18 protein-coding genes are annotated in these 23310 nt (G+C 67.6%); 7 read left to right on the top strand and 11 right to left on the bottom strand.

What is annotated here, in order from left to right:
* Window positions 1-19: 19 nt before the first annotated feature.
* On the bottom strand, window positions 20-442 hold the full coding sequence (locus tag J2Y42_RS06310) for a hypothetical protein (RefSeq protein ID WP_309855964.1): 423 nt from the start codon (window positions 440-442) through the stop codon (window positions 20-22).
* Between the two features lie 147 nt (window positions 443-589).
* On the opposite strand from J2Y42_RS06310, the gene J2Y42_RS06305 reads away from it, so the two are divergent.
* Together J2Y42_RS06305 and J2Y42_RS06300 are read left to right on the top strand one after the other, a co-directional pair.
* Entirely contained in the window at window positions 590-1738 is a 1149-nt protein-coding gene (locus J2Y42_RS06305; RefSeq protein ID WP_309855963.1) for a zinc-dependent alcohol dehydrogenase, read from the top strand.
* 24 nt (window positions 1739-1762) lie between these two features.
* Complete coding sequence (locus J2Y42_RS06300) at window positions 1763-2329, top strand: hypothetical protein (RefSeq protein ID WP_309855961.1); 567 nt, start codon at window positions 1763-1765, stop codon at window positions 2327-2329.
* A gap of 144 nt (window positions 2330-2473) precedes the next feature.
* On the opposite strand, the gene J2Y42_RS06295 is transcribed toward J2Y42_RS06300, so the two are convergent.
* From J2Y42_RS06295 to J2Y42_RS06285, 3 genes are all read right to left on the bottom strand, one after another.
* On the bottom strand, window positions 2474-4453 hold the full coding sequence (locus tag J2Y42_RS06295; RefSeq protein WP_309855960.1) for an ABC transporter ATP-binding protein: 1980 nt from the start codon (window positions 4451-4453) through the stop codon (window positions 2474-2476).
* A 1-nt stretch (window position 4454) separates the two neighbouring features.
* On the bottom strand, window positions 4455-6188 hold the full coding sequence (locus J2Y42_RS06290; RefSeq protein WP_309855959.1) for an ABC transporter ATP-binding protein: 1734 nt from the start codon (window positions 6186-6188) through the stop codon (window positions 4455-4457).
* 144 nt (window positions 6189-6332) lie between these two features.
* Window positions 6333-6890 carry a dihydrofolate reductase family protein gene (locus tag J2Y42_RS06285; protein WP_309855957.1) on the bottom strand — a complete coding sequence of 186 codons (558 nt, stop codon included), beginning with the start codon at window positions 6888-6890 and terminating at the stop codon, window positions 6333-6335.
* Window positions 6891-7207: 317 nt separating this feature from the next.
* Here J2Y42_RS06285 and J2Y42_RS06280 point away from each other — a divergent pair, with 317 nt between their 5' ends.
* Window positions 7208-8059, top strand: coding sequence for a trypsin-like serine protease (locus J2Y42_RS06280; RefSeq protein WP_020075943.1), 852 nt, complete (start codon window positions 7208-7210; stop codon window positions 8057-8059).
* Between the two features lie 71 nt (window positions 8060-8130).
* The gene (gene ykgO, locus J2Y42_RS06275) at window positions 8131-8253 is read left to right on the top strand and encodes a type B 50S ribosomal protein L36 (protein WP_309855956.1); all 123 of its coding nucleotides are present in this window, start codon (window positions 8131-8133) and stop codon (window positions 8251-8253) included.
* Between the two features lie 61 nt (window positions 8254-8314).
* On the opposite strand, the gene J2Y42_RS06270 is transcribed toward ykgO, so the two are convergent.
* The 4 genes from J2Y42_RS06270 to J2Y42_RS06255 form a co-directional block, all read right to left on the bottom strand.
* Window positions 8315-9256, bottom strand: coding sequence for a hypothetical protein (locus J2Y42_RS06270; RefSeq protein WP_309855954.1), 942 nt, complete (start codon window positions 9254-9256; stop codon window positions 8315-8317).
* Between the two features lie 59 nt (window positions 9257-9315).
* Window positions 9316-9939: a hypothetical protein gene (locus tag J2Y42_RS06265; RefSeq protein ID WP_309855952.1), complete on the bottom strand. Its 624-nt coding sequence runs from the start codon at window positions 9937-9939 to the stop codon at window positions 9316-9318.
* A gap of 669 nt (window positions 9940-10608) precedes the next feature.
* Entirely contained in the window at window positions 10609-16905 is a 6297-nt protein-coding gene (locus J2Y42_RS06260) for an RHS repeat-associated core domain-containing protein (RefSeq protein WP_309855949.1), read from the bottom strand.
* A complete protein-coding gene (locus J2Y42_RS06255) occupies window positions 16905-17399 on the bottom strand; it encodes a hypothetical protein (protein ID WP_309855947.1) in 495 nt (164 codons plus the stop codon). Before J2Y42_RS06255 ends, J2Y42_RS06260 begins: the two co-directional genes overlap by 1 nt.
* A gap of 378 nt (window positions 17400-17777) precedes the next feature.
* Here J2Y42_RS06255 and J2Y42_RS06250 point away from each other — a divergent pair, with 378 nt between their 5' ends.
* Window positions 17778-18557: an MBL fold metallo-hydrolase gene (locus J2Y42_RS06250; RefSeq protein WP_309855946.1), complete on the top strand. Its 780-nt coding sequence runs from the start codon at window positions 17778-17780 to the stop codon at window positions 18555-18557.
* 9 nt (window positions 18558-18566) lie between these two features.
* Here the strand turns inward: J2Y42_RS06250 and J2Y42_RS06245 are convergent, their stop codons facing one another.
* The gene (locus J2Y42_RS06245; protein WP_309855945.1) at window positions 18567-20198 is read right to left on the bottom strand and encodes an ATP-dependent DNA helicase RecQ; all 1632 of its coding nucleotides are present in this window, start codon (window positions 20196-20198) and stop codon (window positions 18567-18569) included.
* A gap of 23 nt (window positions 20199-20221) precedes the next feature.
* Complete coding sequence (locus J2Y42_RS06240; RefSeq protein WP_309855944.1) at window positions 20222-20737, bottom strand: DUF2231 domain-containing protein; 516 nt, start codon at window positions 20735-20737, stop codon at window positions 20222-20224.
* A gap of 136 nt (window positions 20738-20873) precedes the next feature.
* On the opposite strand from J2Y42_RS06240, the gene J2Y42_RS06235 reads away from it, so the two are divergent.
* On the top strand, window positions 20874-21848 hold the full coding sequence (locus J2Y42_RS06235) for an SDR family NAD(P)-dependent oxidoreductase (protein ID WP_309855942.1): 975 nt from the start codon (window positions 20874-20876) through the stop codon (window positions 21846-21848).
* Between the two features lie 19 nt (window positions 21849-21867).
* On the opposite strand, the gene J2Y42_RS06230 is transcribed toward J2Y42_RS06235, so the two are convergent.
* Window positions 21868-22878: an SDR family oxidoreductase gene (locus tag J2Y42_RS06230; protein ID WP_309855941.1), complete on the bottom strand. Its 1011-nt coding sequence runs from the start codon at window positions 22876-22878 to the stop codon at window positions 21868-21870.
* A gap of 160 nt (window positions 22879-23038) precedes the next feature.
* On the opposite strand from J2Y42_RS06230, the gene J2Y42_RS06225 reads away from it, so the two are divergent.
* On the top strand, window positions 23039-23263 hold the full coding sequence (locus tag J2Y42_RS06225) for a hypothetical protein (protein WP_309855939.1): 225 nt from the start codon (window positions 23039-23041) through the stop codon (window positions 23261-23263).
* Window positions 23264-23310: the final 47 nt, after the last annotated feature.

The following is a 23310-nucleotide window of genomic DNA, read 5'->3' as shown; positions in this document are numbered from 1 at the left end:
TCCGGGCCTTCGTGCGTTGTCAGGCCTGTCTGCTCGCGTCGGCTTCGGGCTCGGGCTCGGCTTCGGGCTCGGGCTCGGGCTCGGGCTCGGCCGGCGGTTCCGGAAGGGCGTCCGCGACGATCGGATGCGGCGCCGTCCGGTCGTCGGGGAGGCCCCACAGCGCCTCGCCCTTGCCCGCATCCAGCAGGAACTCGACCGCCAGCGTCCACAGCGGCACGATCTTCATCGGCGGGATGTCCTCCTCGCCCGGGAAGTGCGCCGCGAAATGGACCTCGGGCTCACCCCGGAGCGGCTCCGCCGCGGCCACCAGACCGTAGTAGTTCTCGTCGTCGACAACGCGCCAGCGCCCGGTCTGCCCGTGCTCGGGCTCCAGCTTCACCGTGTACCCGCCGTAGGAGAAGTCGGGTCCGGGAGGCAGGGAGGCGCGCTCGTCTTTCGTCATGTCCCCGTTGTACGGCGCTCCGACCCGCCCGGCAACTCGTTCACTTGCCTAGCAAAAAGGTGTAGGGCTACACCGCCCCTCCGGGCTGTCAACTCCTCGATTCACTCGTGCATCCGGCATGAAGTGGGTCGGGACGAGAGGAGAGCCATGTTGGCGATGACGTACCGCGGCCCGTACAAGGTCCGCGTGGAGGAGAAGGACCGACCCAAAATCGAGCACCCGGGAGACGCCATCGTCCGGGTCACGCTGGCCGCGATCTGCGGATCCGACCTGCACCTCTACCACGGCATGATGCCGGACACCCGGATCGGCCACACGTTCGGCCACGAGTTCATCGGGGTGGTCGACGAAGTCGGGCCGGACGTCGAGACGCTGAAGGTCGGCGACCGGGTGATGGTGCCGTTCAACATCTTCTGCGGCACCTGCTACTTCTGCCAGCGGGGGCTCTACTCCAACTGCCACAACGTGAACCCGAACGCCACCGCGGTCGGGGGAATCTACGGCTATTCGCACACGACCGGCGGCTACGACGGCGGCCAGGCCGAGTACGTCCGGGTCCCGCTCGCCGATGTCGGGCCGACGATCATCCCGGACTGGATGTCGGACGAGGACGCCGTCACGCTCACGGACGCCCTCCCCACGGGTTACTTCGGCGCTCAGCTCGGCGACATCGTCGAGGGTGACACGGTCGTCGTGTTCGGTGCCGGCCCGGTGGGCCTGTACGCCGCGAAGTCGTCGTGGCTGATGGGCGCCGGCCGGGTCATCGTGGTCGACCACCTCGACTACCGGCTGGCCAAGGCGCGCGAGTTCGCGCACGCCGAGACGTACAACTTCGTCGAGCTGGGGGATGTGGTGCTCACGCTCAAGCGGGCGACCGACGGCCTCGGCGCGGACGTCGTCATCGACGCGGTGGGTGCGGAGGCCGACGGCGCTGCGCTGCAGCACATCACCGCCTCGAAGCTGAAGCTGCAGGGCGGTTCCCCGATCGCGCTGAACTGGGCGATCGACTCCGTCCGCAAGGGCGGCACGATCTCCGTGATGGGGGCGTACGGCCCGCTGTTCAGCGCGGTGAAGTTCGGCGACGCCATGAACAAGGGCCTCACCATCCACACCAACCAGTGCCCGGTGAAACGTCAGTGGCCCCGCCTGTTCGAGCATGTCCGGAACGGATACCTCACGCCGTCGGACATCGTCACCCACCGCATCCCCCTGGAGCACATCGCAGAGGGGTACCACCTGTTCTCGTCGAAGCTCGACGGGATCATCAAGCCGCTCGTCGTGCCGAGCGCGGCGTAACCGCGAACGCAGGGAGGATCACAGATGCCGTACGTCGCCAGCGATCACACGAAGAAGTTCGACCCGGAGGAGCTCCGGCGGCGCATCCCGGGCTGGGGGGTGGACAGCGACCCGGCCGACCGGCCGTCGCACCCGCGGGAGCGTCTCGACCTGGAGCCGACGGGGGCCCACTGGGAGGTACCGCCGCAGCAACAGCCGGCGGAGGGACGTGAGCGCTCGATCGAGCACACCCGGATGACTCCCGTGTTCGGAACGGCGCAGCCGCTCCACGGCATCTCGGGTGCGGTCCGGCGGTTCGCTTACGACCGCTACAGCGAGGGCCAGACCGCGCACTGGCTGCTGCTAGTGCTGGGGGATCGGGTGGATTCGGTGAGCGCACATGTCAAGTCGCTTGCGTCCCGTCGGCCCGACGACCCGATCACGGAGTCGGGCGTGCTGGCCGAGGCCGGCCACCGTCCCGTGTCTTCGCGGTTCGGGATGCGTCGCGCCGACCTGAAACACACCTGGCTCGACCCGATCATCGTCCTGGGGCCCTGGGTGCTTGCTGGGGTCGTGGCGGTGCGAACGGTGGCCAAGCTGGCCCGGCGCTAGGCGCCTGGTGCCGCTGTACCGTTCGGTCTAGCCGCACGCCGCGGCACCGGTGTCAACGAGAGTGACCCGGTGCCGCGGTGGTTGTTCACTGGTGTCCGGCGTGCGGACCGCCCCAACCCCGCTAGGCGGTCCGCGCGCCACCCCTTACGGAGCGGCGACCTCTTCGGGCACGCCGGCCGCATCCTGCTGGTCGGCCTCGCTCCCCGCGTCGTCGCCACGGAACTGCGTCATGTATAGGTCGTAGTACGCCCCGCGCCTCTCCAGGAGGGTCGCGTGGTCGCCCTGTTCGACGATCCGGCCGTGCTCCATCACGAGGATGGTGTGCGCGTCGCGGATGGTGGACAGGCGGTGCGCGATGACGAACGAGGTCCGGTCGGTGCGCAGCGCCGCCATCGCGTGCTGGACGAGCAGCTCCGTCCGGGTGTCGACCGAGGAGGTGGCCTCGTCGAGGATCAGCAGCGACGGGTTGGCGATGAACGCCCGGGCGATGGTGATGAGCTGGCGCTCACCGGCCGAGACGTTTCCGCCCTCGGCGTCGATCACCGTGTCGTAGCCGTCGGGCAGCTGCCGGACGAAGCGGTCGACCATGGTGGCCTTCGCCGCCTCGATCACCTCGTCGTCCGTCGCCTCGAGGCGCCCGTACCGGATGTTCTCGCGGATGGTCCCCGAGAACAACCAGGCGTCCTGCAGCACCATGCCGACCTGGCCGCGGAGTTCATCCCGCGACAGGTGCGTGGTGTCGATCCCGTCGAGGCGGATCGTGCCGCCGTTCAGCTCGTAGAACCGCATGATCAGGTTGACGAGCGTGGTCTTGCCCGCGCCTGTCGGACCGACGATCGCGACCGTGCTGCCCGGCTGGACGCTGAGGGACAGGTCTTGGATGAGCGGCGTCTCGGGGTCGTACGAGAACTCCACCTTGTCGAGCTCCACGCGGCCGTCCGCACGCTCCGGTAGGTGCTGGGTCGGCGTCTCGGGCATCTGCTCCTCCGAGTCGAGGAACTCGAAGGTCCGCTCGGCCGAGGCGACACCCGACTGCAGCATGTTGGCCATGCCGGCGATCTGTCCGATCGGCTGCGAGAACTCGCGGGAGTACTGGATGAACGCGGTCGCGTCGCCGATGGTCAGCGTGCGCCCGGCGACCATCAGGCCGCCGACGACCGCGATGAGCACGTACGAGAGGTACGAGACGAAGTTCATCGCCGGCATGATGCTGCCGGAGACGAACTGCGCGCCGACCTGCGCCCGGTGCAGCTTCGAGTTGCGCTCGTCGAACTCGCCGAGCATGACCTCGTCGCGGCCGAAGGCGCGCACCAGGTCGAGACCGGAGTAGGACTCCTCGATGTGCCCGTTGAGCGAACCGGTGGAAGCCCACTGCGCGGTGAACAGCTTCTGCGAGCGGGAGCCGATCACACCGGCGATCACGCCGGAGAGCGGGATGGAGATCAGTGCGATCAGCGCGAGCTGCCACGACACGATGAACATCATGATCCCGATGCCGATCACCATCAGCACGGACTGGATCAGCTGCGAGAACGCCTGTTGCAGGGCCGTCTGGATGTTGTCGACGTCGTTGGTCACGCGCGACATCAGGTCGCCGCGCTGCCGGGTGTCGAAGTAGCTGAGCGGCAGGCGGTTGAGCTTCGTCTCCACATCCTTGCGCAGCCCGTAGACCACGCGCATGACCAAAGCATTCAGCAGGTAGCCCTGCCACCACTGCAGCAGTGACGCGACCAGGTACATCGTGAGCACGATGAGCAGGAGGCGCCCGAGCTCCGTGAAGTCGATGCCCTGCTTCGTGACGTAGATGCCGTTGAAGATGACGTTGGTGGCGTCACCGAGGATCTTGGGCGCGATCACGACGAGCACGACCGACACGACGGTGAGCAGCGTGACCCAGGCCATCCCGAGCCACTCGGGCTTGAGGAGTCCCATGAGCCGCTTGAACGACGGCCAGAAGTTCTCGGCCTTCTTCGCCGGTGCTCCGCCGAACATGTCGCCGTCGGCTTCGGTGGGCGTGAAGTCGTATTCCTCTTCGAGCTCGTCGAGGACGATGTCCTTCGCGGTCGGGTTCTGCCCCTCCTCGGGGCGTCCGCCGCGCTTCTTGCGTTCTGTGGTCCGTGCCATCTCAGGCCACCTCCAGGCTCAGCTGCGACTCGACGATCTGGCGGTACGTCTCGTTGGTCTCCAGCAGTTCGTCGTGGGTGCCGTGTCCGACGACCCGTCCGTCGTCCATGACGATGATCGTGTCGGCTTCGCGGATCGTGGAGACGCGCTGTGCGACGACGATCATCGCCGCGTCTCCGATGGATTCGGCGAGCGCGCGCCGCAGGCGGGCGTCGGTCGCGACGTCGAGCGCCGAGAACGAGTCGTCGAAGAGGTACACCTTCGGCTGGGCGACGAGCGCGCGGGCGATGCACAGTCGCTGGCGCTGTCCGCCGGAGACGTTCGTGCCGCCCTGGGAGATGCGCTCGTCGAGGCCGTGCTCCTTCGCTCGGACGAAGTCCTCGGCCTGGGCCACGCGCAGCGCCTCCCAGAGCTCCTCGTCGGTCGCATCCGGACGCCCGAAGCGCAGGTTGGAGGCGATCGTCCCGGAGAAGAGGTACGGCCGCTGCGGCACCAAGCCGAGCACCCCGGCGATCTGCTTGCGGGTGAGCGCGTCGACGGCCACGCCGCCGATGCGCACGTGCCCGCTCTGCGGGGTGAACAGGTTGGCGATCACCGAGACCAGCGTGGTCTTGCCGGAACCGGTGGAGCCGACGATCGCGGTCACCTTGCCGGGCTCGGCCGTGAAGGTCACGTCGCTGAGCACCGGCTTCTCGGCGCCGGGGTAGCCGAAGGTGACATCCTGCACCTCGACCCGGCCGCTCGTCGGGACCTCGTCGGCGTCGGCCTGAGCCTGAGCGGTGCTGGGCGTCGCGCCGAGCACCTCCTCGATGCGCTCCGCGCAGACCATCGCGCGCGGGATCATCATGGCCATGAACACGCCCATCATGACCGCGACCAGGATCTGCAGGAGGTACTGCAGGAAGGCGGTCAGCGCACCGATCTGGATGTCGCCGGCGTCGACCCGGTGACCACCGAACCAGAGCACGGCGACGGTCGCCGCGTTGAGGATGAGCATGATGATCGGGAACATCAGCACGAAGACGTTTCCGACCTTGACCGAGATGCGCGTGAGCGCAGCGTTGGCGTCGTCGTACCGCTTCGTCTCGAAGCGCTCGCGGACGAACGCGCGGATGACGCGGATGCCGACGATCTGCTCGCGGATGACGCCGTTCACGCCGTCGATGCGCTCCTGCATGATGCGGAACATCGGCAGCAGGAGCGACACGAGGACGCCGACGACGATGAACAGCACGGCGACCGAGACCCAGATCAGCCAGGAGAGCCCGGCGTCGACCTGCACCGCGAAGATGATTCCCGCGATGCACATGATCGGGGTGGACACCATGAAGTTGAACGTCATCAGCAGGAGCATCTGCACCTGCTGGACGTCGTTCGTGTTGCGCGTGATGAGCGTCGGCATCCCCCAACGGGCGAGGTCGAGCGACGGCAGCGCATCCACCTTGCGGTAGAAGGAGCGCCGGATGTCCTTGCCCGCGGACATGGAGGCGCGCGCCCCGAAGTACGTTGCCGTCACGGCGGCGATCACCTGGATGAAGCAGACGACGAGCATCATGCCGCCGGTGCGCCAGATGAAGTCGGTGTCGCCGGTGACAACGCCCTTGTCGATGATCTGGGCGTTGAGGGTCGGAAGGTAGAGGGCGGCCATGGTCGCGATCAGCTGAAGGACCACGACCGCGGTCACCGCGCGCCAGTAGGGGCGCACGAAGCGGAGTGAGAGACGAAGCAGAGTCACAGTGATTCCCGGGTGTGCTGTGTGTGGATGTGATGGCGGAGCAACCCCGCCACGAGCGAGGCTAACGGCAATTGCGGACGATGAGCGGCCTCAATTGAGGAAGTCGCTTCGGCGGCCGCAGTGGACGGTCGTTCGCGGGTGGTTTCAGGCGGCCGTGTAGTGGAGGTGCAGGACGCCGTTGTCGTAGGCGTCGTGGTGACGCAGCCGCAGCTTAGCGGGCGCGCTTCCCTCGGGGAACAGGCGTGCGCCCGTCCCACGGACCAGTGGATAGACGAACAGATGGAGCGAGTCGACGAGTCCGTCGGCCAGCAGGGCGCGCACGAGCGAGCCGGACCCGCTGATGTACACCCCGCCGCTGAACTCATCGGCGAAGGCCCGGATGCGCTCGGCGTCGTACGCGCCGAGCGACCGCGAGTTGCGCCAGGTGCGCTCCGCGGTCTGGTCGTCCAGGGTCGAGCTGACGACGCCCTTGGGGCTGTCGTTGAAGAACGGCGCGCCCGGATCGTCATCGGCGGTGCGGGGGGACCACGCGGGTGCGAACATCTCGAACGTTCGCCTGCCGAGCAGGATCGCGTCCGACGTCCGCGTGATGCGGCCGATGTCGTCGCCCATGTCAGGATCGAACCCGAACTCGAACGTCCAGCTCGGATCTTCGAACACGCCGTCCAGCGACACGAACTCGTGCACTGCGATCGCGCCCATCAGATTCCCCTTTCCCCCGGAACAGCATAGGGGGTGACGCCTTTTCGCGGAACGGCCGCGGCGCACCCGATCATCGGTTCGACGGCGAGTGGGGGCGATGCGGCGGGACAGTTCCCGTACTCCCCGCCACATCGCCTGAAGGGGTCCGGCCCGTTCGCCCGAACCCTTCACCCATGAAGACGCGGGCCGCCTCCTGATCGTGACGCGGCTCATCGAAGTGGTTTCGAGCGAACATCCTCCACATATGGAGCCTTGGCCCCCGACCGGGGGTTGTGCATACTCGGAGGACTGACCGCTACCGATCCAAAGGGGGATCCATGCGTAAAAGAATCCTGGCCGCCGCCATCGCGTTGGCCGCATTCGCCGGACTGGCCGTCGGCACACCCGCCGTCGCCAGCACGGGAGGAGTCGCCGACGGGAACAAGCATCCTGACGTCGGCCTGATCCTGTTCTACGACGCCGACGGGCGCTTCCGGTGCTCGGCGACACTGGTGTCGCCGACGGTGGTCGTGACCGCCGCGCACTGCACCTCGGGAACACTGGGCAAGACGCTCGTCACGTTCGACTCCGTGATCGCGGAGCAGCCGCCCGCTCCGTTCCCGGTCGCCGCCGACCCGACCGTCGGATTCACCGCGGCAGAGATCACCGCAGCCGGCTACTACTCCGGAACGGCGTACACGCATCCGGACTACTCGGACTTCACGGACACCGCGAACTGGAACGACGTCGGCGTCATCGTGCTCGACCAGCCCGTGGCCTCGTTCGGATCCGGCTACCCGCAGATCGCGCCCGTGGGCACGCTCGACGCGATCAAGACGAGCAACCTGTCGAAGACGCTGTTCACCGCGGTCGGCTACGGAACAGAGGTGCGCAAGCCGGAGTCCGGCCCGCAGAAGCCGCAGCCGATGAGCTACCCCCTCATCCGTCGCTATGTGGACATGCCGGGCCAGAAGCTGACCCCGCAGATCCTGCAGACCAACGGCAATCCGAACGACACCCGCGGAACCGGCGGGACCTGCTTCGGCGACTCGGGCGGCCCCGTGTTCCTCGGCGACCAGCTGGTCGCGGTGACGAGCTACGGCTACACCGATAACTGCCGATACCTCGGCGGCTACCAGCGCCTGGACATCCCGGTGGTCGACTCCTGGCTGGCCACATTCGGGATCTGATCGCCCGACCCGTGAATAAACCGCGGTCTTCCATTGTTATTGAGAATAGATTTCAACAAGGGAGGTCCGTCATGAAGGTACGCAACTCGGTGAGTTCGCTCAAGGCGATGCCCGGCGCTCAGGTGGTGCGTCGCCGGGGCCGCACGTTCATCATCAATAAGAAGAACCCGCGCATGAAGGCCCGCCAGGGCTGAGCGGCGCGGAAGGAGGGCGCAGGGTCACGGACCCTGCGCCCTTCGTCGTTCAACCTGCCTGCTACCGGAAACGCGTGGGAAAGGCATGGAACCCGGCCCCGGAATCCGTGAAACCACGAAGCCAGCCGTGGAGTTGGGCGTCCACCGGTTCCGTCGTCGAGCCGAGTGATGCCGGCGATGACGCCGTGAAGGTGACCGGAACGCTGTCCGAGTCGACCATCCAGCACCCGGCGCTCCGGAAGCTCGATCGACCCGGCGGGTCGCACTCCGGCTCCCATTCACTGACCGTGAAGGTGGGCGCTCGCTCGATGTTCCACCGGCTCGTCGTCCACCATTTCTCCGTGGTGTCCATCTCGAACGGGCACTCCGCTCCTCTGGCCGCATCTCCGAGCGCGGCGCACGCGTCGAGGTGGGCTTTCGCCGCCCCGACAGCGCGCTCCTTCCCTTGTGCCGTCAGCTCGACCGCGGGCACCAGGCCGGAGTGCGAGCCGAACCCGGTGAGGGTGGCCGGGGCGCTCGTCACCGTGATGTCGCCTGTCGAAACGCCCTCCAGACGGTACGTGCCAGGGAAGGCGTGAAGAGTCAGCTCGCGTTCATCCGGGATCCGCTGCCCGCTGATCGTCCGAGCCAAGCCATCGGGCCCCGGCCGGATTTCGATGTAGCCCAGCGAAGCGGGAAGAAGGTTCCACCGCCCCGCGGTTCTCTTCACCGTCAGCCGCGTCAGCGCTCGGCCGCTCTTCTGAAGGGTCCGAACCCGGACCTGCGCCTCGTCTCCGTCGACGTTCGTCGTCATGATCCTGTAGCCGGTGATTCGGTCGGTCGCCGCTCGGTAGGCCGCGTTCGTGAGAAGGACCTCGCTCACCGCCAGCCGGGTTCCATCCAGCTCGAGTGCCCCCTCGATGTCCCCGGCCACGATCCGGTCCAGGTAGGCCCGGACGGCCGCCTCCGGCCGCTCGGCGATCGGCGTGCAGCCGACGCTGCCTGCCACAAGAGCGCCAGCCACGGTCAGCGCGACAGTCAAGCGGACGCCGCGGCGACGCTCCCGAGGAGTGCCGCTCGCGATCATGCGCCGGGAAGGTTCAGCCCAGCCGACCAACTCTCGGCGATGATCTCCTGAGCGACCTGCTTGGCGTCGGCGAGCGTCTCCTCCAGGTAATCCACGGCCCGCTCGGTGGCCTCGTGGTCCTCCTCGTGATCCAGCGAGAACTCGACCAAGCGGTGCGCCTCGGCCGAGAGATCCCCGATCCACATTCCGGCCGCATCCTTCGGCTGAGGCCGTGGAACGGCATCGGCCGGTGCGGCCTCCGGGTCGTACGACGTCAGCTCATCCAGGGCGTCAGCGAGGTGTTCGCGCGTGGTGTCGGACACCGCCTCCGACCCTTCCAGCAGCCGCTGCAACTGCGTCAGCGCCCCACGAGCCGCCTCGACCTCCTTCTGCTTCGTCGCCAGCTTCTTCTGCGCCGCCCTGTCGTCTTCGTACAACGCGACGGCGTTCTTCTTGGCCGCCACGAACGCGTTCTCCACAGACCGCTGCGAATTCATCGCGACGGCACCGGACGCCCCGGCGCCGACGGCGAAGACCACCACGCCGGCCGCGCTCGCAATGATGATGCGAGTAAAGCCGCTACGCGGACGGACTGGAGTCGGTTCCTGGACAGGTGGTGCCTGCTGTTCGCTGCTCGTCATGCTGTTCCTTTTCGATCGTCTCTTTCAGCAAGACGAAACAGACCCGGGATCGTGACGCTGTCTCGCGAATCGTGTGCTGAGACGTGATCCGACGTAGTCAGGAAATCTGCAGCATCCGATCTCGGATCTCCGTCAACTCAGACGGAGTGAGGAACTTCGGCATCGGGGTATCCACTGACCGAGGGGCAAGCTCCAACGTGCACGCGGCGCGCGGCTGGGAACGCATCGTGAGTCGGAGGGCACGACCCACGACCTCGATGGACTCCACGCTTGACGACTCGATACTCCCGAAGGCGAAGGGTTCCCGCAACCCGGTCCACAGTCGGATGTCGTTCGACCGGATCGTCACGGCCAGGTTATGGAGAGTGAAAACAGGCGCGAGTCCGCACGATTCAAGGTCGCGACGCGTACGAGATGACAACTGGATCGCTATGGCTTCGGAACCCTCGGCAGCCCGGATACGATCCAGCTGGCGCCGTACAGAGGCGCGATAGAGCAGCATAAGACTGGAGACAGCGAACAGCGCCGCAACTCCCCCGATCACGAAAGCCTGGAGCTGTGACGCCTGCCCCGTAGTCACTGCTCCTGCGACCATTCCGACGAGGATGAGCGAGCCAACGACGAATCCGGCCGCTCCAAATAGCGCGTCTCTTCTGTTGGCGTTTTGCATCATCGTTTCTTTCCATACGTGTCGTCTTGCGGACCGGCCAACATGCCACCAACGCAGGACTGTGACCGCGGGTCGGCTGTGCAGTAAATCAGGGTGGCCGTGAACGTCAAACCCAAGGAGATTGCCCCGAGCGGCAATCCAAGTGGCGCTCCTACTCCAGTCACATCTAGTGCCCAGCCCACCACGCCCAGAACCTGGCCCGCACCGGCCAAGGCGCCCGCGATAGCCTGCATCGCTGGGCTCCTCATAAACTCGCGGATGGCTTCTTGGATACCAGCTATGCCGTCCCGCACGGCCTGGTCGTCACCGGCGAGAGCACATTGCACGATCTGATCTGGGCTGACGAAATAACACCTCGCGTCGCCCGCCGACTTGACGCCTTGTCTGACGTTGATGGGAGAAGCGGCGGAAGCGTTGAAGTCAGGGTGGAGGGCGGAGGGTCTGTTCTTCGTATTCGGGCCTTTGGCTTTCGGGGTCTTCGGGTCCTTCTTCGCGGGGGTGTAGGGCGGCGGCTCGGGCGGCATCTTCACGTCCTGGTATGCCTTGTGCGGCGGTGCGCCGCACCCGAGAGGGAGCGCATCGCTGGCACCGGTACGTGGCGCGCACTTGTGACCGTCCGGGTCCAGGAACGTGGCGGGGTTGCTCGACACGTAACGGTAACGGCCAAGGGAGGCCGGCTCCGTCAGCAGACCACGCCAACTGTCCGGGGCCGTCCAACTACCGGTCGCCGGGTCATAGCTGCGAGCGAACGTGTGCACCTGACCCTGCGTCACATCCTGCGGATGACCGGTATACGACTCTGGGGCCGACCAACCACCCGACTCGAAACGCTGAGCTCCCCAATCATCGTACGAAGACAACTCGGTCACCGAACCCGCCCGAGCAGCCGCGACCGTCGAACCCAGCCCATCCAGCAGATCCCAACTCGCCTCACCCGTGGAGGTCACATGCTCAGCCAACGCACCCGCAGCATCCCGGACCAGCGTCGTAGTCCCCTGACCGGACACGTTCGCTTGCACCAGCCCGGCACCGTCGTAACTGTTGCGGGTGGTCGACGTGCCATACCTCGACTGATCCGTCACCGACGCCTGACGCCCCAGACCGTCATAGGCATACGTCGTCGACCGGCCCTCACGCTGTACCGCATCGACTTGACCAGCCGCGTTGTAGGCGAACGAAGTTCCCGTCCCCGCTACCGCCTGCGACACCCGGTTCCCGGCGCCGTCGTACGAATACGAGGCGACGCCAGCGGAGACTCCACGACCGGAACCCGTGGTCACGGATTGCGTCAGCTGGTTGGCGTCGTTGAACGTCGCCGTCTGAACGAAGTCTCCGTCCTTCGCGCCTGACCGCGACCACGACGTCCGGTTACCCGCGGCGTCATAGCCGTACATGTTCTTCTCGGCCGACGACGTCTGAGACGTCGCCAGCCGGTCGAGCCGGTCGTATCCGTAAGTCACGGAGGTCACGTTCGATATCGGTGCCGCCTTCGCGGCGGGCGTCGAGTCGGGAGACCGCCCCGACGTACCCGACGGGTGGGTGGAGCCTGGCTTTGCAGCGAAGTCCGGCGTCGGCTGAGCGATGGTGCGGCTCGCCTCTGTGAGGTTGCCGTCGGCGTCGTAGTCGTAGTGGTAGGCGAGGGAACCGCCGTCGGGCACCGGTTTGGACGCCGTTGGGAGAGTCCGACCCTCCAGATAGGTGTTCGTGTGGGTGCACAGCGTGCTCTCCCCCGCCGCCGGGGCGCTCCGGGCGGACAAGTAGCCGGCGACCGTGGTGCACTTGGCAGCCGTGGCGTCCCCCGAAGCATAGGCAGCAGGTTTCGGCGACGGCGTGGATGTCGTCCCGGCGACAACCGCCGGCGTGGAGTGCCGCACATCGGTGACGCGGTTCGAACCGTCGTATCCGTACATCGTGGTGACGCCGGTCGAGCGTTGCAGTTCGGTCAGATTGCCCGCCGGATCCCACGCGTAGGCCAGCGACCCCCAGGGCGACGACTGGGACGTCGTCTTGCCCGCCCGATCGTACGTGTACGTCAGCTTCTGGCCGGTCGGCAGCGTCATGGACGCGAGCTGGCCCGCCGGGTCGTAGGCGTTCGCGAGTCGGCCGCCCGACTGGTCGATCTGGGTGGTGACGCGGCCGTCATCGTCATAGACCCAGCCGGAGACGCCCGTGGGATCGGTCATCGTGATCAAACGCTGCTCCGCGTCGTACTCGTAGGTGGCCACAGCGCCGGCCTGGTCCTGCCTGACGAGGTCACCTCGCTTGTCGTAGGCAAGTGCGGTGGTCGCCCCCGTACCAGTGGTGGTTTTGGCAATCCGCCCTGCCGGTGTGTACATCCAGCTCGTCGTGTTGCCGACGGGGTTCGTTTCGGAGGTCGTCCGTCCCGATGCGTCGGACGTGTACCGAGTGGTGTGCCCGTTCGGGTCGGTGATCGTCGAAAGGTTGCCATCGCGATCGTACGTATACGTCGAGACGACGTTCGTGTCGGGCGAGGGTTTCGCTCCCGACTTATGGCCTTCCGTGACCTTGACCAGCTGGCCGGCCGGGTCATAGCCGTAGAGAGTGCGGTGGCCCTTCGCGTCCGTCACGGAGGTCTGGTTTCCGGCGGCGTCCCATTCATACTGGGTCACCCCTCCGAGAGGATCCGTGGTGCTTACCTGATTGCCATCGCCGTCATAGGCGAACGCCGTCACATTGCCGTTCGGGTCGGTGACGGAGGTGGTGCGACCGTTGGCGTCGTATGCGTATGCGGTCGTGTTTCCCTCGGCATCAGTCGCCGCGATGAGTTGCTCGAGTGCGTCATAGGAGTAGGTCCGGGTCCGTCCCAAAGCATCCGTGACAGAGGTGACGTTGCCGTCGGAGTCGTAGCCGAAGGAGGTGACGTCGCCCAAGGGGCTCGTCTGGGAGACGACCCGGCCCCCCACGTCGTAACGGTAGGCCGTGACGGCTCCGCCACGGTCTGTGACCGAAGTGAGGTTGCCGTCGGAGTCGTAGGCCAGGTCCGTGTGCTTTCCACGACCATCGGTGATACGGGCGACGCGGTCCATCAGGTCGTAGGCGTACGAGGTGGTGACGCCGTCCGCGTCGATCTGCTTGATGAGACGGCCGACGCTGTCGTAGCTGTAGCGCGTCTTGCTCCCGGTGGGGCTCGTCTCCGCTGTCAGGTTGCCGTGGGTGTCATACGCGTAAGACGTCTTTCCGCCCTCTGGAGAGACGACGGATGTCAGGTTTCCGACGCTGTCATAGGAATAGCTCCACGTCCCGCCATTCGGGTCGACGGTCTTCACCGTTCGATCTCGCGCGTCGCTGGTGAAGGACGCCGTGCCGCCAAGAGGGTCCGACCGCTTCGACAGTGAATCCTCAGCCGTGTAGCCATACGTGGTCACGGCCCCTGACGGACTCGTCGAGTCGGTCAGGTGGAACATCGCGTCCCACGAGTACTTCGTAACGGCTCCGGTGGGATCGGTCAGCGAAGCGAGGTGGTCGTTCGGTTCCCACCCATAACGGAACACACTTCCCACCGCGTTGGTCGCCGTGACGACGCGGTCGCCCGAATCCCAGCTGTAGCGGGTGGAGTGGCCGCCGGGGTCGACCTGCGAGAGCATCCGTCCGGCCGCGTCGTACGAGTACCGGGTGACGCCGCCGGCGGGATCGGTTTGCGTGGCCAACCGCCCCGCCGTGTCGTAGGAATAGGTCGTGGTTGCTCCGGACGGCTGCTCGGACGAGACCAGGTTGCCGGCTGCGTCGTAGGCGTAACGCACGATTGTCGCGTCCGGCTGATGCACCGCGACTATGTGCCCGGCGTCGTCGTAGTCGTATGTCCACGTGCGTGGAGACCCGTCCGGTCCCCCGGCGTCGGTCTTGGTGGCCACTCGGCCCGTGGGGCTGTAGGTGTATTTCGTCACGACACCGTCCGGCGCGGTCTCCGAGGTCAGGTTCCCCGACTGATCGTAGGTATAGGCCGTCCGCGCGCCGTTCTCGTCCGTTGATGACGTGACGTTGTTGTCCGCGTCGAAGCGGAACGATGCGGTGGTGCCGTCGGGATGCTGGACCTTCGTGATCCGCGACTGAGCGTCGTGGAAATACACCGAGACGCGTCCGAGGTTGTCCGTGTAGGTGGTCTGACCCTGGGTGGAGTAGTCGAGCGTTCGGACGTTGCCCTGCGCGTCCCACTGCTTGACCACGCGGCCCTGGCTGTCGTACTGATTTTTGAGGTACAGCGCGCCGGTGGCATCGGTCCCCGCCAGCAGCTGGTGCGCATCGTCGTAGGTGAACGCGTGCGTCCGCCCGTCGGGAAGGGCGATCGTCGCGAGGTTCCCGGAGCCGTCGTACGTGAGCCTCCACCGATCACCGCCCGGGCGCGTGAAACCCGTGACCCGACCCAGAGCGTCCGAGTCGACCGAGATTACCTGGCCTGCCGAGTCCGTGATGGAGGCGAGCGGATAGAACTGGGATGTCTTCCGGTCAGCTGGTGGTCCATATGCCAGCGTCGTCACGTGTCCTTGCTCGTCCGTGTATGAGACGAGGTTGCCGATGCCGTCGATGTTGGAGGCGTCGAAGACCCAGGATTCGCCCGAGACGTCGGTCAATCGGAGTTTCCCGCCCGGCGCCTCGGACAGCGTCTGGTGCAGCCCGGCGTCGACCGTCGTATACCCGCCATGGCCGTCGGCGGTAAACACGAAGGACGCTCCATCGCCGCGGACAACCATCACCGAGCCGTCGATGAAGCGTTGGGCGCGCGCACCCCATTCGAATGACCAGCCGGCACCCACGCGTGTCAGGCGTCCGTCCTGCGAGTTGTACGTGAGGGTGAGGTCGGTCACCGATCCTCCGGGGCCGGGGAGCGAGAACAATTTCTCGTCCTCGATGAGGTTCCCCGTGGAGAAGGAGAACGGTTCGCCACCGTAGGTCTGGTGGTTCTGGTGCCCTAACTGGCGCCACCGCGCGATCTCCGCCGCGGACGGCGGGGATGGCCAGCCGCCGGTCACCGGATCCGTGCAGTCGAAGCCCTGCGATTCCAGGTAGACGCCGAGTCCGGTCAGGACACCATTGGCAATGTCCGTCATCCCTTCATTGATGACGGGACGGTCGTAGTTGTGGTCGAGGAACAGCGGCTCCACGTGAGTGAACGCGTTCGGAAGTCCCGCGAACTCGTCGCCCGGGAAGTTCCCATTGTTGCCGAGGCTCTTGGCGGGCCGGTTGGTATAGGTGGGCAGCACACCGACAAGCGCGTTGGAGAGCGCGCCGTCGGGCGCCCCGCCGCGGGAGTACACCTGGGATCCGCCATCGCCGGGCGATCCCCATGCTGTTCCCTGATTGGTGTTGAACCCGATCCCCAGTGTCGCGACGGGATCGGCGGCAGCCGCCATCCCCGCCCGGATCTCGCGTGGGACGAATGGCTGGTTCGGGTCTTGCCGTGTGATCGTGACGGTCGCCCGGCAGTCCTGCTCCAAGAGTGCCGCGACCTGCTGCGCAAGTCGGATGTTGTATCCGAGCTCGGTGACCGGCGGCGCGGGGGTCGACGCACGTCCCTCGTCGTTGTCCGGATCGAGCACCACCACGGGACCGGCCGGGACCGGGAACGGGACGCCGATCACGACAAACTGCGAGAGGTGCGTGGACACACCCTTCACGACACCAGCCTTCGCGTCGTAGTAGGACGGCAGCGCTGTCCAAGGCTCGCCCGCACCCTCTCGGGTGTAGATCTGCAGGGTCGAAGGGTCGAGGCCTTTTGCCTTGACGGCCGTGAGGTCCGGTTTCATTTCGAGAGCGATGCCGGGGATGACGTCTGAGACGACCGGGCCGTTGTCGCCCCCTCCCCGCCTGTTCTCCGTCGAAGCCGGAAACTGTGTGACCTGCTCGCCGTCGTCGTTCGCGGCGGTGATCTCGACCGGGTCCGACACCGGGGCACCTGCGCCGGGCGCCTCGGCCTTGGCAGCGCGCAAAGCGTTGGCCGGCGCCGCGCCGACCTTGACCGTGAGCCGCGATGCGACATCGTTGCCCGAAAAGGTGGCCGACACGCCCAGGGATTTGGCCCGAACCGTTGATTCGGTTCCGGCGCGGATTGTGCCCTCGGTCTGCGGTGCAGGCGTCTCGGTTTCTTCTCTGACCCGGACCTCCTGTTCGGCAGCCGCAGCACGGACCTCGGCGAGCGTGGCTGCCGCGACGCGACGCGCCCTCTCTGCCGGCGACGCCTCAGCGGTCGTGACGGTTCCGGACAGTGTCAAGGCTGCGACCGCTGCGCCACCGATCAGCGCGCGCGCAGCCCAGCGGACGTGCGGCCTCGAGAAACGCATCACGCGATCCCGGTGGGACGGACGGCGGCGGCGAACAGCGCGCGCTTCCGGGCAAGCAGGGCGCCCGTCACGATCAACCCGGCGGCGAACGCGATGATCAACCAGACCGCGATCGCCTGACCCGTCGACGCCAGATCGCCGCGCGGCTTCACGCAGGCCGCCAGTTGCATGGCATCGGAGACGCCGTCGGCATCGTAGTCCTCGTGCCCCGTCGCACATTCCGTGGTTCCGCAGATCACCACACTCGCCCAGCGCGGCACCCCATTGCGGTTAGCGTCGGCGTTGTCCGTGTAACACTTCGCCGAACCGCAGGTCAGTGTCCGGGCGTAGTCCGGGATCCCATCGCCGGCACTGTCCTGAGCAGGGGACGCGCAGCGCGCCGTCCCGCAGGCCATCACCTCGGTCCAGTCCGGGACGCCATCCTTGTCGGCGTCTTCGCGCCCGGTGGCGCCCGTCGCGGTACCGGCGACCACGCGCTCGACGGTGTCCGGCACCGTGTCGCCATCGGCGTCACAGGAAGCGGCATCTCGGTGAGCTGGACATGGCTCGTGAGCCGGAGAGGCAGAAGCGGACGCAGCAGAAGCCCACAATCCGACGAGCACCGCCAGCATCGCGAGGGCGCAGAGAATCGCTCGTCGGAAGGTTGGATCGCTCGCGGTGGACCGAGCCGGCATCGGGTACCCCTGTCAGATGGATGGCATTCGACGTGCCGTGGTGGACGCCGCGGCGTCAGGAGGGCACATCAATGGAGACGAGACGAGGACGGGATCGTGATGCCGTCGCGCGAACTTCGTCGTGTCAAGCCCTGCCCGGCCCTCGCGGGGACGCGTAGACACGGAGCAGATCGACGGGAGGCCTTCGTGAACCGGTCCATGACTCTCAGCGGTGGGCGCCGCGTGGGCGCACCGCGCCTCACACCGGAGGTGGTGCCGGGCGTCCACCGCCTCGAGCACGCCTTCACCAACTGCTATCTGCTGGTGGAGGGCGACTCCTGGACGCTCGTGGATGCGGCGTTCCCGAACACGTGGGGCGCATTGATCCGGGCGGCTCACGAACTGGACCTGCGCATGCACGATCTGCAGGGAATCGTGCTCACCCACGGGCACTTCGACCACGTCGGCTTCGCGGAGAGGGCCGTCGAGGAGCTGGGTGTGCCGGTATACGTCCACGCCGGCGACCGGGAGCTGGCCGCGCATCCCTACCGCTACCGGCGCGAGCACACGCCGTTCGTCTATCCCCTGCTCTACCCGCGGTCGCTCCCGCCGGTGGTGGGGATGCTGCGAGCGGGCGCCCTGAACGTGAAAGGGGTCGAGGAGGTGTCGGAGCTCCCGAGTTCCGGGACGCTCGACCTGCCGGGCCGCCCGGAGGTGGTGTTCACGCCGGGCCACACGTTCGGGCACTGCGGACTGTTGCTCCGCGACCGCGAGACGCTGCTCACGGGTGACGCCCTCGTGACGCTCGACCCCTACAAGGGCGTGCCGGGCGCTCAGATCGTCGCGGGCGCGGCCACGGCGGATTCGGAGCAGGCGCTCGCGTCGCTCGATGTCATCTCGGGGACGGGTGCCCGCGTGCTGCTCCCCGGGCACGGCGAGCCGTGGCGGGACGGCGCGGAGGCCGCTGTCGCCTCGGCGCGAGCGATCGGCCGCAGCTGAGCGGGCGGCTCAGGCGGCGGGGCTGACCACCTCGAGCAGCCCGCCGTCTTTCACGGCCGAGAGCGAGAGGACCTTGTAGCCCGCGTCGTCGAAGAACACCGTGAGCCGGTCCGCCTCCGTGTGCATGACGACGCCGGGCCCCCAGGTCTCGTGGCGCACACGCGCCGACAGCGGGAACGGCTCCTCCCGGGTCGCGTCGTGCTCCTCCGCCCACCGCTGCGCACTGCCGGAGGAGCAGGTGTCGCAGTTGCCGCAGGGCTCGGGGAGCTCCTCGCCGAAGTAGCCGAGAAGGAACTGCCGACGGCACATTCCCGTTTCGGCATACTCCTGCATGAGCTGAGCGCGGGAGTGCTCGATCCTCTGCCGCGACTCCGCCTCGGCGACCGCCTTCGAGGCGGCCTCACCCGGCTTGACGTCCGCGGCGCGTAAGTCGTCGTCGGTGCCGGAGAGCACATCAGCATCCCGCAGCAGGCCGAGAAGGCGCCCGAGCGAGCGCACGCTGATGTCCACGCGCTCCGACAGGTCCGCCCGGGTGATCCCCGGCTCACGGGCGATCGCGCCGAACACGCGAGCCAGCTCGTCGGCGTCCGGTCCCCCGCCGGAGAAGAACTTGGTGAGGGCGAAATCCTCCGGGCGGTAGTGGAGGGTGACCCGAGCCGGCTCGCCGTCGCGGCCCGCGCGTCCCGCCTCCTGGTAGTAGCTGTCGAGGGAGTCGGTCACGGACGCGTGGACCACCGAGCGCACGTCGTGCTTGTCGATGCCCATCCCGAAGGCGCTGGTGGCCGTCACCACGCGGGCGCGGCCGTCCATGAAACGCTCATAGGCGTCATCGCGCTCGGCCCGGCGCAGCCCGGCGTGATAAGCCGCCGCGGGGATGCCGGCCTGCTCGAGCTCTCCGGCGTACAGCTCGGCGTCCTTGCGGGTGGCGACATAGACGAGCCCCGACCCCTCCAGCTCACGGACCTGCTCCACGACGGCGGCGCGCTTCGCCGCATCCTCTTCGTGGCGGACGACCTCCAGCCGGAGATTGGGACGGTCGAACCCGGTGGCGAACAAGCGCGGCGTGCGGAGCCCGAGCCGCTCGGAGATCTCGGCGCGCACGGGAGGCGCTCCCGTCGCGGTCATCGCGACGACCGGTGGATGGCCCAGCTCGTCGATGACGTCGCCGAGCAGCAGGTAGTCGGGGCGGAAGTCGTGGCCCCACGAGGAGACGCAGTGCGCCTCGTCGACCGCGAACAGGGAGACGTCGACAGCCCGCAGCCGCTCGCGCACCTCCGGGTTGGCGAGCTGCTCGGGCGCGAGGAAGGCGAAGCCGATCTCCCCCGACTCCAGCGCCTCCCAGTCGCGCTCGCGCTCGCGCTGTCCGGCGGAGGAGTTGATGGCGACCGCACGGGGCACGCCCCTCGCCTCGCTGAGCGCGCGCACCTGATCCTCCTGGAGGGAGATCAGCGGCGACACGACGATCGTCACGCCGTCGAGGATGGTACCGGTCACCTGGTAGAGGGACGATTTGCCGTACCCGGTCGGCATCACGGCCAGCACATCGCCCCCGCCGAGGAGCACCTCCATGGCCTCGGTCAACCGCGGGCGCAGCGTCTCCCAGCCGAAGGACTCGCGGGCGACTTCCTGGATGCGCGACACATCAGAACCGTATCCGGTCGCGCTCATGCGTCGTAGGCGCGCTGCTGGTCCTGTTCGTCGGCGACGCGGACACCGTGACGGTAGGCGAGCTCGCCGCCGAGGAACCCGGAGACTCCGACGACGAGGATGCCGATCAGCGCCAGCACGAAGCCCGCGACACTGGGATGGTCGGGGTCGCCCGCGCGGACGATCGCGCTGATGATGAAGAGCACGAGCGCCGTCGAGTTGAAGATCAGGTGCCAGACGGCTGTGCGCTTCACCTTCGTGCCCGACGGGAGCTGCGAGAAGTCCAGGAGCCCGAAGATGGCGGCGACCACCCCGCCGATGATGCCGATCACGACGAGCCATAGAGCGCCGGTGGCCAGTGCTCCCGGGGCCGCGCCGAGCAGGGCCGCGATGTCGAACACGACGGCGGCCGTCCAGGCGCCGATCGGGATGGTGACGACGGTCGCATGGAACGGGTGGCCGTAGGGGCCCGCGATGACGGAACGGGGCCGCTTGGCGCGCCGGAAGCCGCTGTCGTTGTCGGTGGCGGTCATGGGTGCTCCTTCTTCTCTCCCCTCGATGGTCGGACCGGCGGCCGCCGCGCGGCAGACCCTTCACGAGCGGCCACCGCGCGAGTATGGCCCTGTCAAGGCCTCACGGCTTCCGGCCGCAGCGCCTACCGTCGGCGGCATGAGCGCATCCCCTGTCGTCGTCATCACCGGAGCATCCAGCGGGCTGGGCCGGGGCACCGCCCTGGAGTTCGCCAAGCGTCACGCGAAGCTGGTGCTCGTCGCCCGCGGCGCAGCCGCCCTTCAGGATGTCGTCGCCCAGTGCACGGCGAAGGGAGCACGCGATGTCGTGGCGGTCGCCGGTGACATGGCCGACCGGGCGACGGCAGACCGCGCGGTCGACACCGCCATCGCAAGACACGGCCGATTGGATGTGTGGATCAACGCCGCCGCGGTCAGCAGCTACGGCGTGTTCTGGGAGCAGCCTCCGGCCGAGTTCGAGCGCATCCTCGACGTCGACATCCACGGCTACGCGAACGGCAGCAGGAGCGCCCTGCGCGTCATGCTGCGCCAGCGCTCCGGCACGATCGTGAACGTCGCATCCATCCTCGGAGAGGTGCCGCAGCCGTATTCCGCGGCCTACTCGATGTCGAAGGCCGCGGTGATCGCGCTCGGACGCAGCCTGCGTTCCGAGCTGTCGCTGGCGAAGTCGCCCGTACACGTGGTGACGGTGCTGCCGCCCACGCTGGACACCCCGATCTTCCAGCACGCGGGCAACCGCACCGGTCGCGCTCTGCAGGCCCTGCCACCCGTCTACCCGCCCACGGATGCGGTGAAGCAGATCCTCGCAGCCTGGAAGCGCCCGGGCACCCCGGAACGGACGGTCAGCGGGGCGGGCAGGGCCATGGTGCGCCAGCACCGCCGGCATCCTCAGGCGGTGGAGGCGGCGATCGCCCGGCAGACCGAGCTGGGACAGTTCCGGAAGGCACCGGCCGCTCAGACATCCGGCAACCTCGACAGCCCGTCCGGCTCTCCGCTCGGTGTGACCGGCGGTTGGGGCGGTCGGCGCAAGCAGACCGGCCGTGTGCTGCTGCTCGCAGCTCTCACGGCCGGCACCGCCTACGTCATCCGGTCGAGGCGCGACCAGCGCGGCTGATCGAAAACCCGCCTGACGGCTACTGGACCGACCAGCCGCCGTCGCTCGGAAGCACCGCGCCGTTGATGTTGACGCCGTCGTCGCTGAGCAGGAAGGTGATCGACGCGGCCAGCTGCTCGGCGGTCGCGATGGTCGGGATCTGCTGCTGGAACGGGGTCAGTCGCGCGGTCCCGGCCTCCGACGGGTGCGCGGGCATCGGGATGCCGGTGGCCACTCCGCCCGGCGCGACGGCGTTGACCCGGATGCCCTGCGGACCGTACATGAACGCCGTGCTGCGGGTGAGACCGATGACGCCGTGCTTGGAGACCGTGTACGCGGTGCCGGAGGCATTCCCGCGCAGGCCGGCCTCCGACGCCACGTTCACGATCGAGCCGGCGCCCGCCCGCAGCATCGCGGGGAGCACCGCGCGCGTGAGCTTGAACCCGCCGGTCAGATTGATGCCGATGGTGCGGTCCCACACCGCGTCGGAGGTCTCATGCGCCGGCGAGAAGTCGTCGTTGACGCCCGCGACGTTCGCCAGGGCGTCGATGCGGTCGCCGGCGGCGGCCACGATGCCGTCGATGTCGTCCTGTTTGGTGATGTCGCCCACGACGGAGGTGACCGAACCGGCCGGAAGGCTCGACGCGAGCTCGTCCAGGCGCTCCGCGGAGATGTCCACGGCGATCACGCGGCCGCCCTCGCGGGCGATGCGGGACGCGGTCGCCCGGCCGATCCCGGACGCGGCGCCGGTGACGATCACCGTGCGACCGTCGAAACGGCCAGGGGTGACCTTCTCGACCCAGCCGGTCTCCACATCCTCGGGCATGACGCCGTCGTTGGCCTGAAGGACCAGGTCGTCGACGACGGACTGCGGCAGCTGCCCCTGGCTGAGCGCCACCAGCTGCTGGAGCGGGAGGCCGCGCACCGGCGCGAGCATCTCCTCACCGACTCCCGCCTGGGCGAGCAGCCCCTGGATGAGCGGAGCGCCCTTCGGGTGATCCAGCCATTCGCCGATGGTGCTGTGCGCCGTCAGCGGCTTCGATTCGGTCATCGTCGTCCCTTCCTCGTCGGGTTGTCAGCCGATTATGACACCAAGTGCCAGAAAGAATGCTGCCAATCGACGACAGGATGCCGGCACGCCAGGGCTTGCCACGACGACGTCGGGGCGTAACGGTGGGAGCAGACGATCCATCCGTCGAGGGAGGGCCACCATGAAGACAGTTCTCGCCGTGCTGGAGCGCGACGACGATGCCTTCGAGATCGAGTTCGAGCGGACCAGCGAACCGCCCTTCGAGTTGCGCCTGCCGTCGCACATCGGCGGAGCGGCGGTGATGGATGTCTTCGACCTGTGCGATTCGACGCTGTGGCCCGAACTGATCCGGTACCGCTTCTCGGAGTGCGTGCCGGTCGTCATCGGCTCCGACGACGACTTCTGAGGCTCCGAGCGCCGGTCGTTCTGCTGCATTCCCGGTGGCCGGGCCGC

Origin of the sequence: Leifsonia sp. 1010 (genome assembly GCF_031455295.1) — a bacterium.
Lineage (GTDB): Bacteria > Actinomycetota > Actinomycetes > Actinomycetales > Microbacteriaceae > Leifsonia.
Note: the sequence above shows the minus strand (reverse complement) of the source record. Positions and strands in the feature narration are given on the sequence as shown.